Here is a 13,741-nt window from a genome sequence, read left to right as displayed (position 1 = left end):
CTCCACTTCCTCATCCAGCGGTCGAGTCCCACGCGATTACCGGCTCGAGCTACGGCTCCCCGTCCTCTGCGCCGCTGAAGCGAACCTTGTCGATGCCGTGGCGTTGCATGCGCAGATAGAGCTTCTTGCGTGGAATGCCGAGGCGCTCGGCGGCTTCAGTCACGCGCCCCTGAGCTGCCGACAGCGCCTGGCACAGCAGTTCGCGTTCGAAGCGCGCCAAGCGCTCGGGTAAGCTGCCGCTGGCGGCATCGCCCTCCTCAGCGCTGTCACGGCCGATATCTTGCGAACCCGACAGGAGCATCGAGATGCCAAGCACGAAGCGTTCGGCTTCATGCTGCAGCTCGCGCACATTGCCCGGCCAGTCGTAGGCCATCAGCGCCTCCAGGTGATGTGCGGCTAGCGCTGGCACCGGACGGCGAAAGCGCTCGGCGGCGGGTTTGAGGCAGTGGCCAAACAACAACCCGACATCATCACGGCGTTCACGCAGGGGCGGCAGGTCGAGGGTGGCAACATTCAGGCGGTAGAAGAGGTCCTCGCGAAACTCTCCGAGTCGCGCGGCCTCTGCCAGGTCACGCTTGGAGGCAGCCACCACGCGCACATCAATGGCGATATTGGCATTGCCGCCAAGACGCTCCAGGCAACGTTCCTGCAGCACACGCAGCAGCTTGATCTGCAGCGTCAGCGGCATGCTCTCGAGCTCGTCAAGAAACAGCGTGCCGCCGTTGGCGTATTCAAGTTTTCCGATACGCTTCTTGCTGGCGCCGGTGAAAGCGCCGATCTCATGGCCAAACAGTTCGCTCTCGATCAACGACTCGGGCAAGGCGCCACAGTTGAGCGCAACGAAATGTCCTTCCCGCCGCGAGCTAACCTCGTGCAGGCTGCGCGCCACCAACTCCTTGCCGGTACCAGTCTCGCCGTTGATCAGCACGTCGACGTCGGCTTCGGCAAGAGTGGTGATCAACTCGCGCAAGCGCACCATGACGGCGCTGTCCCCCACGATCCTGGCATCGAGCCCCTGGCGGCCGGCCAACGCCGATTTCAGGCGGCGGTTCTCGAGCACCAGCGTGCGGGTGCGCTGGGCGCGTCGCACTTCCTCGATCAAGCGTTCGGGATCGGCAGGCTTCTCGATGAAATCGTAGGCCCCGCCACGCACGGCCTCCACTGCCATGGCGATATCGGCGTGGCCGGAGATCAGGATCACCGGCAACTCGGCGTCGAGGCGCTGCACCCGCGCCAACAGCGCCATGCCGTCCATACCGGGCATCTTGATGTCCGAGAGCACGATGCCGGGATAGTCCGGGGTCAGTTGGGCCAGCGCCGGCTCGGCGCGGTCGAAGGCCAGCACCGTCATGCCAGCGAGTTCCATGGTCAGGCAGGCGGCTTCACGAACGTCACGCTCGTCCTCGATCAGCAGAATGTGGCCATCGGTAGCGGCTGTCGTCATGCGGCTTGGCTCCTTCGTAGACTCAACTCGATTCGGGTGCCCTTCTCGGGCCGGCTATGGACCGCCATCTCGCCACCAAGCTCGCGCAGGATCTTGCGCGAGATCGACATCCCAAGCCCCTGCCCGGTGGCCTTGGTGGTAAAGAACGGATCGAACATCTGGGCCATAACCGACTCCGACATGCCAATGCCGTTGTCGCTGACCGCCAGCACCACCTGGTCGGCCTCGAGTCGAGTCTCGAGGGTCAACAATGGATGGTCGCACTCTTCCACGGCATCGAGGGCGTTACCGATCAGGTTGACCATCACCTGCTCCAGACGAATTGGATCGGCGAGCACCCTGGGCAACGCCGGTTCAGTCTGCCAGTCGAGCCGACAGTCCATCCGCGCCAGACGCTGGGCGAACAGCGACAGGGCGCTGTCGACCACCTGGGTCAGATCGACCGGCTCGGTGACTTCGGCGGCCTTGCGTGAGAAAACCTTCAGGTGATTGATGATCCTGGCCATCTTGTCGGCCAGTTGCTCGGCGGTGCCGAGGCATTCCAGAGCCTCATCGTGGCGTTCGAGAGCCAGCAGCTGGCGCGCATTGTGTTGGCGATAGCGCAGTGCACTGAGCGGTTGGTTCAGTTCATGGACGATGCTCGCCGATAGCTGGCCAAGGCTTGCAAGCTTCGTTGCCTGGACCAGTTCCTGATTGGCACTGCGCAGTTCCGCTTCAGTCAGCTGGCGCTCGGCCACTGCGTCCTTGAGGCGACGATTGGCGCCACGCAGATCTCGGGTACGCTCGGCGATACGTCGCTCAAGCAGACGCTTGGCCTCCAGCCGCTCGGTGGCATCGGCGAGGGTCAACAGCAGCTGACGACGGCGGCGGCGGTGATAGACCCGCAGGCTCAGGTCCAACGGAAAGGTGCTGCCATCGCGCCGACACCCGGAGGTGGTCAAGGGATGCGCGGTGGCGCCGCCTTCCATCAGAGCCTCGAGATCCACCCCGTCGCGGGCATGCTCGGCGATGAAGGCTTCAACGAAGCGAGCTCCTATCACGTCATCGTCGGTCACTGCGAACAGCTCGCGGGCGTTGGGGTTGACGAACTCGACCACCCCCGCGTCGTCGGTGCTGACGAGCCCCACCAGGGCATTATCGATCAGCGCCTGGGCATTGGCATTCTCGACTTCCACGGCAGTTTGCTGAAAGACCACCAACGCCCTGGCCATATCGGTGATCTCGTCGTTGCCACCGACATCGATCTTTACTTCGAGATCACCGCCGGCAATCGCGGCCATGTGTCCGCGCAGGCGCTTGAGCCGCCCAAGCAGGCGCCGTCCCACGTACCACCAGCCGATGGCGATGGCCACGGAAAGCCCCACCAATGACATCACGACCAGCAGCATCTTACCGCGCTGGACGCTGGCCCGGGCCTCTCCGGCGGCGGCCTCGGCCTCGCCTTGGGAACGCTGAATACGCACAGCGATTTCGCCCTTGAGCTCACTGATCAGCGCCTCGTTGTCGTTGATCAGGGACATGTTGCGCTGAGCGAGGGCCAACTCGCGTTGGCGCAGAGCCGGCAGGCTGGTCCCACCTTCGGCGAAGGTCAGCATGGCGTGGACCGACTCGCGCAGGGTGATCGCGCTGTCTTCGTCGCGCAGGGGCACGAGATTGTCGCGCAGCCGGTCGCCCACCTCCCCGAGGTACTGTCGGGTATGCTCGATATCCAGGCTGTCCTGCTGGCTAGCCGCCCTCAGGGTCAAGCCGACGAGCAGGTTGGCATCGGCATTGACTTCGAGCAAGCGGTCACGCACGCCGATGGTGTGCAGCAGGTTGGCCCGTGAACGGCTCTGGTCTGCATTGGACCCGGCCAGGGACCACTGTTCCATTTCAATCTCAGTGTTGAAACGGCTGTCCTCGAGGATCGGCTCAATCTCATCGAGGAAGGTGACGTGGGTCCAGCGCAGCGCCTCGGAGCGCTCTCGGTTGGCTCGGCCCAGTTCGAAGCCGAGGCTGACATTGGCATTCAGCGCCAGCAGATTGCGACGGATACGGTCGATCAGATCGGTCAGCGCCGCATCACCAATCATCGCGCCGACGCCATCTGCCGAGGCCTCCTCAGTGGCCAGCGGCCGCAGCGCTTCGAGCTGTGCCAAGCGTGCCTGTAATTCGGCCCAAAGGCTCTCCTGTTCCCAGCTCGAGCGTGCCGTCAGCAGACGTGGGGCGGTGGCCACCAGGTCGCTGCCGATCTCGGCAAAGCGCGCCGAACGGACGATCACCGGCAACTGGCGCTCGCTGATCTCAGTCATCCGCTCTGCCACATCGCTGAAGGCAAGCCAAGCTCCCAGCGCAACCAATACGATGACCGCAATCAGCCCGGCCAGCGCCGAGAATACCTTGACCCCGAGGCGTCGCCACAGCCGCTGCAGCGTAGTCTCCCGCGGCCAGACATTCACGGTGCTGCACCTACACTGGTGGATACCCCAAGCCGGGCAGCCAGCGCTTCCAGCAAGGCGCGTGCCGCCTCAAGATCGGTATCGAGCCGCTCTCGCCAGGCCGCTTCTTCTTCGCGCTGCACTGCTCCTGCCATCAATCCGGGCTGATGGCGACTGAACTGCGCCAGAAGCTCGGCATCGGCGAGGCGCTCGGCGGCGAACGGTACGCGGGTGGCGAGTTCTCTGGCCCTGGCCAGATCGGAGCGATCTCGGGTGGAAGCCTCAGTGTCCATGCCGCTTTCCGATCTCGACGCTAGCTGGACCGCCAGCTCATCATGCCGCACCCAGAACTCGCGTAGACGATCCAGTCGGTAGGTCACCAGGTGATCGAACAGAGCATTGACCAGACCGTAGCGTCGACGCGATAGCTCGGCGTCGTAGGCGAGGCGCACCTGGCCCGGTACAAGATGCGTCAACGGATGGTCAGGTATACCGGTCGTCACCACAGGGTCGATGGGATAACGCCCAAGTGACGGCGAAGCCAGTACGCGCTGACCGGACGGCGACGTCAAGAAGCGCAGGAATCGTCGCGCCTCGTCGAGTTCGGCACCGCCACGCACCAGGGCGGCACACACCGGAAGAACCGTGACCGGTACGGGATAGGTAAAGCCGATGTCGGCGTCAACGACGATGGCCGGAGCGGCGAGCGCATCCACCACCAGGCCAACACCGAAACGCTCTCGCTGGATGCCGATGGGCACCCCAAAGCTGCGGGCTGTCACCGTGGCCAGCCGCCCTCCCAGCGTCATCAAATAGGCCCAGCCCGGCTCCCAGCCGCGGGCCTGGAGCAGCGACTCGACAATCACATGGGTGGTACCTGAACGGGCCGGTGATGACATCGCAACCTGGCCGGTAAAACCTGGTTCGAGCAACGCCTCCCAGCCACTCGGCGGGTTCAAGCCATGGAGCTCGAGGTAGCCTCGATGCCACATCAAGCCATAGCCTGCGCGGGCGAAGGGTACACAGTAAGGCTCTAGCGACGGCTCAATGTGGGGAGCCATTTGAGCGACCAGGGCCCCCGCTGGTACCAGCAGGTCACGTTCGGCCATCCAGCCGAAGGCATCGAGGGCACTGGCCATCACCAGGTCAGGCGTCGGCCCCAAGTCCCTTTCGAGGTGATTGAGCGCGGCGCTGGTCTTCTTGTGAATGAACGCAAGCGTGACGCCGGGAGACTCGCGGAGATAGGCGTCGGCCAGTTCCTGACTGACCTGCTCCGAAAACGATGTCAGCACCACCAGGCGTGGAGGAGCATCAGCGGCATAGGCCACCGGTGCCAACAGCCCTGGTCCTGCTCCCAGTCCTGGCCCTAGTAGCCCCAACCCCAGCAACAGTGATCGGCATCCGCGTCGCCAGCCCCGCGATGAGCCACGGATGCCGGCCAGCCACGGGCTCGATGCCCCACCTTGACCAGTGCGCGCCAGCCCTGCGTTCATCCCCACCACATCCACCTCCCGATCCCAGAACGTCCCGAGCGGTCCGTCGGTCACATGCCGCATCAGGCGTAGCGGTATACTGCCGCCACAGGGTACACCATCCCCGGGCGCCGACGACGACGTAGGACCAATGGCGAATGTCTCCGATGAGGGAGTCCGGGCTACCGGTGCCGACGTAAAGCCCCCCGCTCGACGTTGTCGAACGGGGGGCTCATGGCGCTACTTCAATAGTCGCGGTTGCCTGGTTGCCCACCGCGGTATCTCTCGAGCAGCTCAGCCAAACTCAACAGCAGGCTCATACCGTGTGGGCGCTCGGTAAATGGGCTCCCGGCAGGCAGCAGGCTTAGCTCAGGCAGGCGCGCCGTAGCTCATCAGGCGCTTGTAGCGACGCTCGAGTAGAGCATCAGTATCGAGGGCATCAAGACGCTCGAGGCCATCGCAGATGGCATCACGAACTCGCTCGGCGGTCTGCTGCGGGAAACGATGCGCACCGCCCAACGGTTCCTTGATCAGGGTATCGACGAAGCCCAGCTCCTTGAGCCGCGTGGCAGTGATGCCCATCGCCTGAGCCGCATCCGAGGCACGTTCGGCGCTCTTCCACAGGATCGAAGCACAGCCTTCCGGTGAGATCACCGAATAGGTGCCGTACTCGAGCATCATCAGCTCATCACAGACGCCGATCGCCAGTGCTCCACCGGAGCCACCCTCACCCACTACCGTGGAGATGATCGGTGTCTTCAGGCGCGACATGACGGCCAGGTTATAAGCGATGGCTTCACTCTGGCCACGCTCTTCGGCATCAATGCCGGGATAAGCGCCTGGCGTATCAATGAAGGTCAGTACCGGCAACTTGAAACGCTCGGCCATCTCCATCAAACGACAGGCCTTGCGGTAGCCTTCAGGGCGCGGCATACCAAAGTTGCGGCGCACCTTCTCCTTGACGTCACGGCCCTTCTGGTGACCGATAATCATCACCGGACGATCATTGAGACGCGCCACACCACCAACGATGGCCGCATCATCAGCAAACTCACGATCACCATGCAGTTCATCGAAATCGGTGAACACGTGCTCCAGATAATCGAGCGTGTAGGGCCGCTGAGGGTGACGCGACAGCTGGGATACCTGCCAGGGCGAAAGATCCTTGAAGATGGACTCGGTCAGCTTGCGGCTTTTTTCCTCGAGTCGAGAAATCTCATCGCTGAGGCTGACCTTGCTGTCGTTACCGACCAGACGCAGCTCTTCGATCTTGGCCTGAAGCTCGGCGATGGGCTGTTCGAAATCGAGATAGTTCGGGTTCATGGGCAAGTGCCTTGTGATCATCGAAGGCAGGTCGGGAGACGATCCCGAGACCTACCCATGGCAAGAATAAAGTGGGGAGCATTATCGCACCCTGGGCGACACACGCAAGCCTCGGGCCGCATGCGGCCCAGAGATAAGCTGCAAGCCCCGAGCGACGAGCCGCTCCGTGCGGCTTCATGAATCACAGATAGGAGCACAGAGAGTCTGGCTTCAAGCTCAAGCACAGCGAACCCGAAGCTCCGGACTCGCTGCTGCCGGGGTTCCTTACCGCTTGAAACTTATAGCTTACAGCTCGCACACCTCAACGATACTTCAGTCGCACCCCGTCCTGACCTTCCACTTCACGCAGCGCGATCAACAGCTCGTCGCTGGGCATGACTTTCCACTGCTCATCGAATTCAAGCCAACCACAGGCTTCATGGCTGCGGTAACGCAGTCGGACAGGCAAGCCCTCCTCACTACGATGGGGCGCCAGACTCTGATGCAGGCTGTCGATCAGGCGTCCATTGGCGTTGCCGGCATTGATCGACACCTCCACCGCCTGACCGAAGCGTGTACGTGCCTGCACCATCGGCGTGACGTCCTTGCCACGCAAGCGCAGACCGCCTGAGTAATCATCGCTGGACACTTCGCCTTCGATGATCAGCACCTCAGCGTTATCCAACTGAGCACGCACGCTATCGAACAGTTCGCCAAACAGCGATGCCTCGATCCGCCCGGTACGATCATCGAGGGTCAGGAAGGCCATGGTATCGCCGCGTTTGGATTTCATGGTGCGCATACCAACAACCAGACCGGCCACCCGCTGGGGTTCCCGTGAAGGTTTGAGGTCGGCAATACGCGTCGAGACAAAGCGTGCCAATTCTGTCTCGTACTCATCAATAGGATGCCCGGTCAGGTACAGTCCCAGAGTGTCTTTCTCGCCCGCGAGTCGCTCACGATCGGTCCATTCACGAGCGCGGCTGTAGTCGGCGTAAGGATCGGAAGACTCCTCCTCGTCGGCGACAAAAGCCTCGCCGAACAGATCCATCATCCCGGCATTCTGATTCTGTTGGTTCTGTGCAGCAGCGCGCAGAGCGTCGTCCAGCGCTGCGGCCAGTACGGCACGATTCGGGCCAAGGTTATCCAATGCACCAGAGCGAATCAGCGCCTCCAGGGTACGCTTGTTCATGCGTTTTGGATCCACACGGCGGCAGAAATCGAACAGATCCTGGAAGGGACCATCCGCACTGCGCGCCTCGACAATTGCCCCGATCGGGCCTTCACCGACCCCACGAATGGCACCGAGGCCGTAGACCACTCGCCCTTGGTCATCGACGGTAAACTTGTAACCACCAACATTGACGTCAGGCGGCGTCACGGTGAGCTTGAGGTTGCGACACTCCTCAATCAGCGGCACCACCTTGTCGAGGTTGTCCATTTCGGTGGACATCACCGCCGCCATGAACGGTCCCGGGTAGTGCGCCTTCAACCAGGCGGTCTGGTAGGACACCAGTGCATAGGCTGCCGAGTGCGACTTGTTGAAGCCGTAACCGGCAAACTTCTCCACCAGGTCGAAGATATTACCTGCCAGGTCAGCACTGATGCCGTTGGCCTCGCAGCCCTCCATGAACCCTACGCGCTGCTTGGCCATCTCTTCCGGCTTCTTCTTGCCCATTGCGCGGCGCAACAGGTCAGCCTGACCCAGAGAGTAGCCAGCCATCACCTGGGCAATCTGCATCACCTGCTCTTGATAGAGGATGATGCCGTAGGTGGGGTTCAGTACCGGTTTGAGCAGTTCATGCTGATAATCCGGGTGTGGATAGGAAATCTCGGCCCGGCCATGCTTACGGTTGATGAAGTCATCGACCATGCCGGACTGGAGAGGTCCCGGGCGGAACAAGGCCACCAGGGCGATCATGTCCTCCAACGAGTCGGGCAACAGGCGCTTGATCAGTTCCTTCATGCCGCGCGATTCAAGCTGGAAGACCGCGGTCGTCTCGGCCTTCTTGAGCATTTCGAAGGTCTTGCCGTCATCCAGCGGGATGGTATCGATATCCAGCGGACCCTGGTCATTGACGGCCCGCACCTTGTCGACCATCTCCAGCGCCCAGTCGATGATGGTCAACGTTCGTAGACCGAGGAAGTCGAACTTGACCAGACCCGCATCCTCGATGTCATTCTTGTCGAACTGCACCACCAGACCATTGCCCTCCTCGTCGCACAGCAATGGTGCGAAGTCGGTCAGTTTGGTCGGTGCGATCACCACACCACCGGCGTGTTTGCCGGTTCCGCGAGTGACCCCCTCGAGCTTGAGCGCCATCTCCCAGATTTCCTGGGCATCTTCATCGACGTCGATGAAATCCTTGAGCTGAGGCTCCTGCTCAATGGCCTTGCCCAGCGTCATACCCACTTCAAAGGGGATCAGCTTGGACAATTTGTCACCCAGCGAATAGGGTTTGCCCTGAGCACGAGCGACATCACGAACCACCGCCTTGGCGGCCATGGTGCCGAAGGTGACGATCTGCGATACCGCATTCCGCCCGTAGCGCTCCGCCACATAGTCGATGACCCGGTCACGCTTCTCCATGCAGAAGTCGACGTCAAAGTCGGGCATCGAGACACGTTCCGGGTTGAGGAAGCGCTCGAACAGCAGGTCATACTGGATCGGGTCGAGATCGGTGATCTTCTGCGCGTAGGCGACCAGCGAGCCGGCACCGGAGCCACGACCCGGCCCCACCGGGACATCGTTGTCCTTGGCCCACTGGATGAAATCCATCACGATCAGGAAGTAACCGGGGAACCCCATCTGCAGAATGATGTTGAGCTCGAAATCGAGACGCTCACGGTAGCGTTTCTCGGTCTCAGCCCATTCCTCGGTGCCGCGCGGATGTGTCTCCAGCGGATACAGCGCATCCAGACGCTCGGTTAGACCATCATGGGAAATCTTGCGAAAGAACTCGTCCTGGGTCATGCCGTCGGGAATGCCGTACTCGGGCAGGAATATTTCCCCAAGCCGCACGTCAACGCTGCAGCGTGCAGCGATCATCACCGTGTTCTCGATGGCCTCGGGAATGTCGGCGAACAACTCGGCCATTTCCGTCGGGCTCTTGAAATACTGCTCCTCGGTGTAGCGGCGTTCACGGCGCGGGTCATCCAGTGCACGCCCCTCACCAATCGACACCCGCGTTTCGTGAGCCCAGAAATCCTCTCGCGCGAGAAAGCGCACGTCATTGGTCGCCACCACCGGCGTATCGGTTTCCAGTGCCAGCGCCACCGAGGCATGCACACAGTCCTCTTCCAGAGGGCGGCCGGTGCGGGTCAGCTCGAGGTAGAAGCGGCCGGGGAAGGCCGATGTCCACTCCTCCAGCACCTGGTGGGCCTCATGCTGATGATCACTCAGCAGGTAACGACCGACCTCGCCATCACGACCCCCGGACAGCGCGATCAAACCTTCGCTCTGCTCCATGACCCAGGCCTTGTCGAGAATCGCCCGCCCCTGACGCTGACCGTGCATCCAGCCTCGCGAGATCAGCTCGGTCAGGTTGCGATAGCCGACATCGTTCATCGCCAGCAGTGTCAGACGGTAGGGGTGCTCCGGGTCGTGGATATTGGACAGCCACAGGTCAGAGCCGATGATCGGCTTGATGCCGGCGCCCTGGGCACCGTTGTAGAACTTGACGAGGCCGAACAGGTTGCTCTCATCGGTCAGTGCCAGTGCCGGCGCCCCCTGCTGTTCCCCCGCCTTGATGTAGGGCTTGAGGCGCACCAGCCCATCGACCAGGGAAAATTCACTGTGAACGCGCAGATGAACAAAGGGGACAGACATGTGAGTACAGAACCTCAAGGGTCAGTCACCACGTCCGATGGAACCAGACGCGGTGCAGAAAGATGATGGCATTGTCAGCGGCAGGCTCAGGGTTCGGCTGCTCAGAACCCGGTTGTTCAGAATAGAGCCAGTTGCCGCTTCACCGGACCAAAGGAGCGACGGTGCTCAGGCAACGCCCCCAGGCGCTCGAGTGCGGCCAGGTGCTCCGCTGTTGGGTAGCCCTTGTGGCGGGCAAAACCATACTCCGGATGGCAGTCATGCAGTACATGCATTGCGGCATCACGCGCCACCTTGGCCAGTATCGAGGCCGCGGCAATCGCAGGGTGACGTGCATCGCCCTTGACAACCGCCTGTCCCGGAACATGATGCCCAGGCAGCCGATTGCCGTCCACCAACAGATATTCCGCTGCCGGCATCAGCCCGTCGATGGCACGCCGCATCGCCAGATGCGTGGCGTGATAGATATTCAGGGTATCGATTTCGTCGCTACTCGCCTCTGCCACACACAGCGCCAGAGCGTTTTCACGAATTTCCACGTCCAGTGCCTCACGGCGCCTTGCCGACAAGGCCTTGGAATCATTGAGCCCGGCAATGGGACGCTCAGGGTCGAGAATCACGGCTGCGGCCACTACCGACCCAACCAGTGGTCCTCGGCCAACTTCATCGACACCCGCCAGCAGTTGGCCCTGGTAGTCGATGACCAGTGGCGGTAGATCTGCAGCCTTGCGCTTCGCTATTGCCATATCAGGCCCCCTCCACGATGCGCGCCTCGACCGCATCCGCCGACACGCTTTCCGGTAACGGACGGCGCTCGACCAGCGCGTCGATCGCGTCCACCGCCCGCCGACTGGCATTGCGCTGTAGAGCGCGATGCATATCGACAAAGCGCTGCTCCAGCTCAGTACGCCGTGCATCGTCGTCGAGCAATTCGGCAAGCTGGTCAGCAATGGCCTCGGCGGACGCGGCATCCTGAATCAGTTCCGGCACCAATGCCTCGCGGGCAATCAGGTTGGGCAATGAGATCCACTCGGTCTTGACCAGATGGCGGGCAATGGCATGGGTCATCGGCGCCATGCGGTAGCCAACGACCATCGGACGGTGACAGAGCATCGCCTCCAGCGCCGCGGTCCCCGAGGCCAACAGCACTACATCACTGGCGACCATGGCTTCGCGAGCCTGCCCGTCCAACAATGTGACATGCGGTTCGAGCGCCGGATAACTTATCAGCAAGTTGGCCAGCTCTGCATGACGCTCCGGGGTTGCCGCCGGAATCACCACTTGCAGGCCGGGACGCGCTTCGACCAGTCGCGAAGCAGCTTCGAGGAATGTTGCACCCATGAAGCGAATCTCATTGCGCCGCGAGCCTGGCAGCAACGCCAGCACCTCAGCATCATTGTCGAGCCCCAACTGCTTGCGCTCGGCCTGGCGATCCGTATCAACAGCAATGTCGTCGGCCAGCGGGTGGCCAACAAAGGCAACCGGTACCTTGTGCTTGACGTAGAAGGCGGCCTCGAAGGGCAGGAAAGTAAGCATGGCATCCACGGAACGCGCGATGCCCTTGACCCGCCCCTGCCGCCACGCCCAGACCGAGGGGCTGACATAATGTGCAGTGACGATGCCGGTCTCACGCAACTGTCGTTCGAGGCCGAGGTTGAAGTCCGGAGCATCGATACCGATCATGATATCCGGTTGCCAGGTGATGGCAGCCTCACGCAGCACTCGCCGCACACGAATCAGTTCCGGCAGGTGCCGGATCACTTCAACCAGCCCCATGACCGACAAGGTTTCCAGCGGGAACAGCGAATCCAGCCCTTCGGCCTGCATCCGTGGTCCACCAAGGCCGCGAAATTCGATATCGGGATGACGAGCCTTCAACTCACGCATCAGGCTCGCACCAAGGATATCGCCGGAGAGCTCTCCGGCGACCAGAAAGACACGGCGCAGAGAAGAGGTTGACTCAGCAGCCGTGACCGACTGTGTCGACTCGCTCATGAACAGGCCTCACTCATGATCAGGGCTCTGACAGAGCGTCAGCGGATGATGCCGCGAGTCGAAGCCTCGATGGACGCGACGAAGTGGTCGGTTTCTGCCAGAGAAAAACGCGCGCGAATCTCGACCAGTGCCTGCTCGACCGTCAATCCCTGACGATAAACCAGCTTGTAGGAATCGCTCAGAGCACGAATCGCCTCGGCACTGAAGCCGCGACGCTTGAGTCCGATGACATTGAGCCCATGCACCTGAGCCGGGTTACCGTTGATCATCACGTAAGACGGTGTGTCCTTGGTGATGATCGAACCGCCACCAGCCATGGCATGGGAGCCAAAGAAGCAGAACTGGTGCACGGCGGACAGACCACCAATAATCGCATGGTCACCGATGTGCACGTGTCCGGCCAGCGTCACCTGATTGGCCAGGATACAGTCATCGCCGATCGTACAATCGTGACCGACATGCACATAGGCCATGAACAGGTTGCGCGACCCGATGATTGTCTCACCGCGATCCTGAACCGTACCACGATGCAGCGTGACTCCCTCGCGTACGACGTTGTCATCGCCCATCACCAGACGGGTGGGCTCACCCTGATATTTCTTGTCCTGGCAGTCTTCACCGACCGAGGCAAACTGGAAGATCCGCGTACGCTCTCCCAGTATCGTGGGGCCCTTGACCACCACATGAGGGCCAATGACTGAACCAGCCCCAATCTCGACGTCAGGGCCAATCACAGTGAATGGCCCCACCTCGACATCGTCGGCCAGACGCGCGCCAGAATCTACGATGGCGGTAGGATGTATCAAGCGACCTTCCTCTCGGCACAGGTAATGTCAGCCTCAACGGCCAATTCGCCATCAATGCTGGCCTGGCACTTGAACTTCCAGATGCCACGCTTCTCGCGTTCCACCTGGGCGCGAAGCTCAAGCCTGTCTCCCGGCATGACCGGGCGCTTGAAGCGCACGTTGTCGCTACCTACCAGATAGTAGACATAACCATCAGCAGGCAACTTGTTCACTGTCTTGAAGCCCAGAATACCGCATGCCTGAGCCAGCGCCTCGACGACCAGCACACCAGGCATGATCGGGTGATGCGGGAAATGACCATTGAAGAATGGCTCATTGATGCTGACGTTCTTGTAGGCAACGATGGATTCGCCAAGGGTCAGTTCCATGACCCGATCCACCAACAGAAAAGGATAGCGGTGGGGCAGGTATTCGCGAATTTCATTGATGTCCATGACCATCGTAGCGACCTCTGAAATGACAGGAGTCCTTCTTCCGCG

The 13,741-nt window shown here is 61.5% G+C and carries 9 protein-coding genes; all 9 read right to left on the bottom strand.

All coding sequences use genetic code 11. The features are described from left to right. Positions 1-49: 49 nt before the first annotated feature. Positions 50-1,444 carry a sigma-54-dependent transcriptional regulator gene (locus tag AR456_RS02875; protein WP_021819836.1) on the bottom strand — a complete coding sequence of 465 codons (1,395 nt, stop codon included), beginning with the start codon at positions 1,442-1,444 and terminating at the stop codon, positions 50-52. Beyond that, the gene (locus AR456_RS02870) at positions 1,441-3,882 is read right to left on the bottom strand and encodes an ATP-binding protein (RefSeq protein ID WP_021819835.1); all 2,442 of its coding nucleotides are present in this window, start codon (positions 3,880-3,882) and stop codon (positions 1,441-1,443) included. The genes AR456_RS02875 and AR456_RS02870 overlap by 4 nt, the downstream gene beginning before the upstream one ends. Further along, positions 3,879-5,408, bottom strand: coding sequence for an ABC transporter substrate-binding protein (locus AR456_RS02865; protein WP_162148484.1), 1,530 nt, complete (start codon positions 5,406-5,408; stop codon positions 3,879-3,881). Before AR456_RS02865 ends, AR456_RS02870 begins: the two co-directional genes overlap by 4 nt. Positions 5,409-5,702: 294 nt before the next feature. Then, on the bottom strand, positions 5,703-6,656 hold the full coding sequence (locus tag AR456_RS02860) for an acetyl-CoA carboxylase carboxyltransferase subunit alpha (protein ID WP_021819833.1): 954 nt from the start codon (positions 6,654-6,656) through the stop codon (positions 5,703-5,705). 301 nt (positions 6,657-6,957) lie between these two features. Then, entirely contained in the window at positions 6,958-10,464 is a 3,507-nt protein-coding gene (dnaE, locus tag AR456_RS02855; protein WP_021819832.1) for a DNA polymerase III subunit alpha, read from the bottom strand. 116 nt (positions 10,465-10,580) lie between these two features. After that, positions 10,581-11,207: a ribonuclease HII gene (gene rnhB / locus AR456_RS02850; RefSeq protein ID WP_021819831.1), complete on the bottom strand. Its 627-nt coding sequence runs from the start codon at positions 11,205-11,207 to the stop codon at positions 10,581-10,583. A gap of 1 nt (position 11,208) precedes the next feature. Continuing rightward, positions 11,209-12,456, bottom strand: coding sequence for a lipid-A-disaccharide synthase (gene lpxB, locus AR456_RS02845; protein WP_021819830.1), 1,248 nt, complete (start codon positions 12,454-12,456; stop codon positions 11,209-11,211). 38 nt (positions 12,457-12,494) lie between these two features. Then, positions 12,495-13,262 (bottom strand): acyl-ACP--UDP-N-acetylglucosamine O-acyltransferase, encoded by a 768-nt coding sequence (gene lpxA, locus AR456_RS02840; RefSeq protein WP_021819829.1) that lies wholly within the window; start codon positions 13,260-13,262, stop codon positions 12,495-12,497. Then, a complete protein-coding gene (gene fabZ / locus AR456_RS02835) occupies positions 13,259-13,702 on the bottom strand; it encodes a 3-hydroxyacyl-ACP dehydratase FabZ (protein ID WP_021819828.1) in 444 nt (147 codons plus the stop codon). Before fabZ ends, lpxA begins: the two co-directional genes overlap by 4 nt. Positions 13,703-13,741 lie beyond the last annotated feature (39 nt).

It is taken from the genome of Halomonas huangheensis, from assembly GCF_001431725.1.
GTDB classification, from domain to species: domain Bacteria; phylum Pseudomonadota; class Gammaproteobacteria; order Pseudomonadales; family Halomonadaceae; genus Halomonas; species Halomonas huangheensis.
This window is presented reverse-complemented; position numbering and strand designations above follow the sequence as displayed.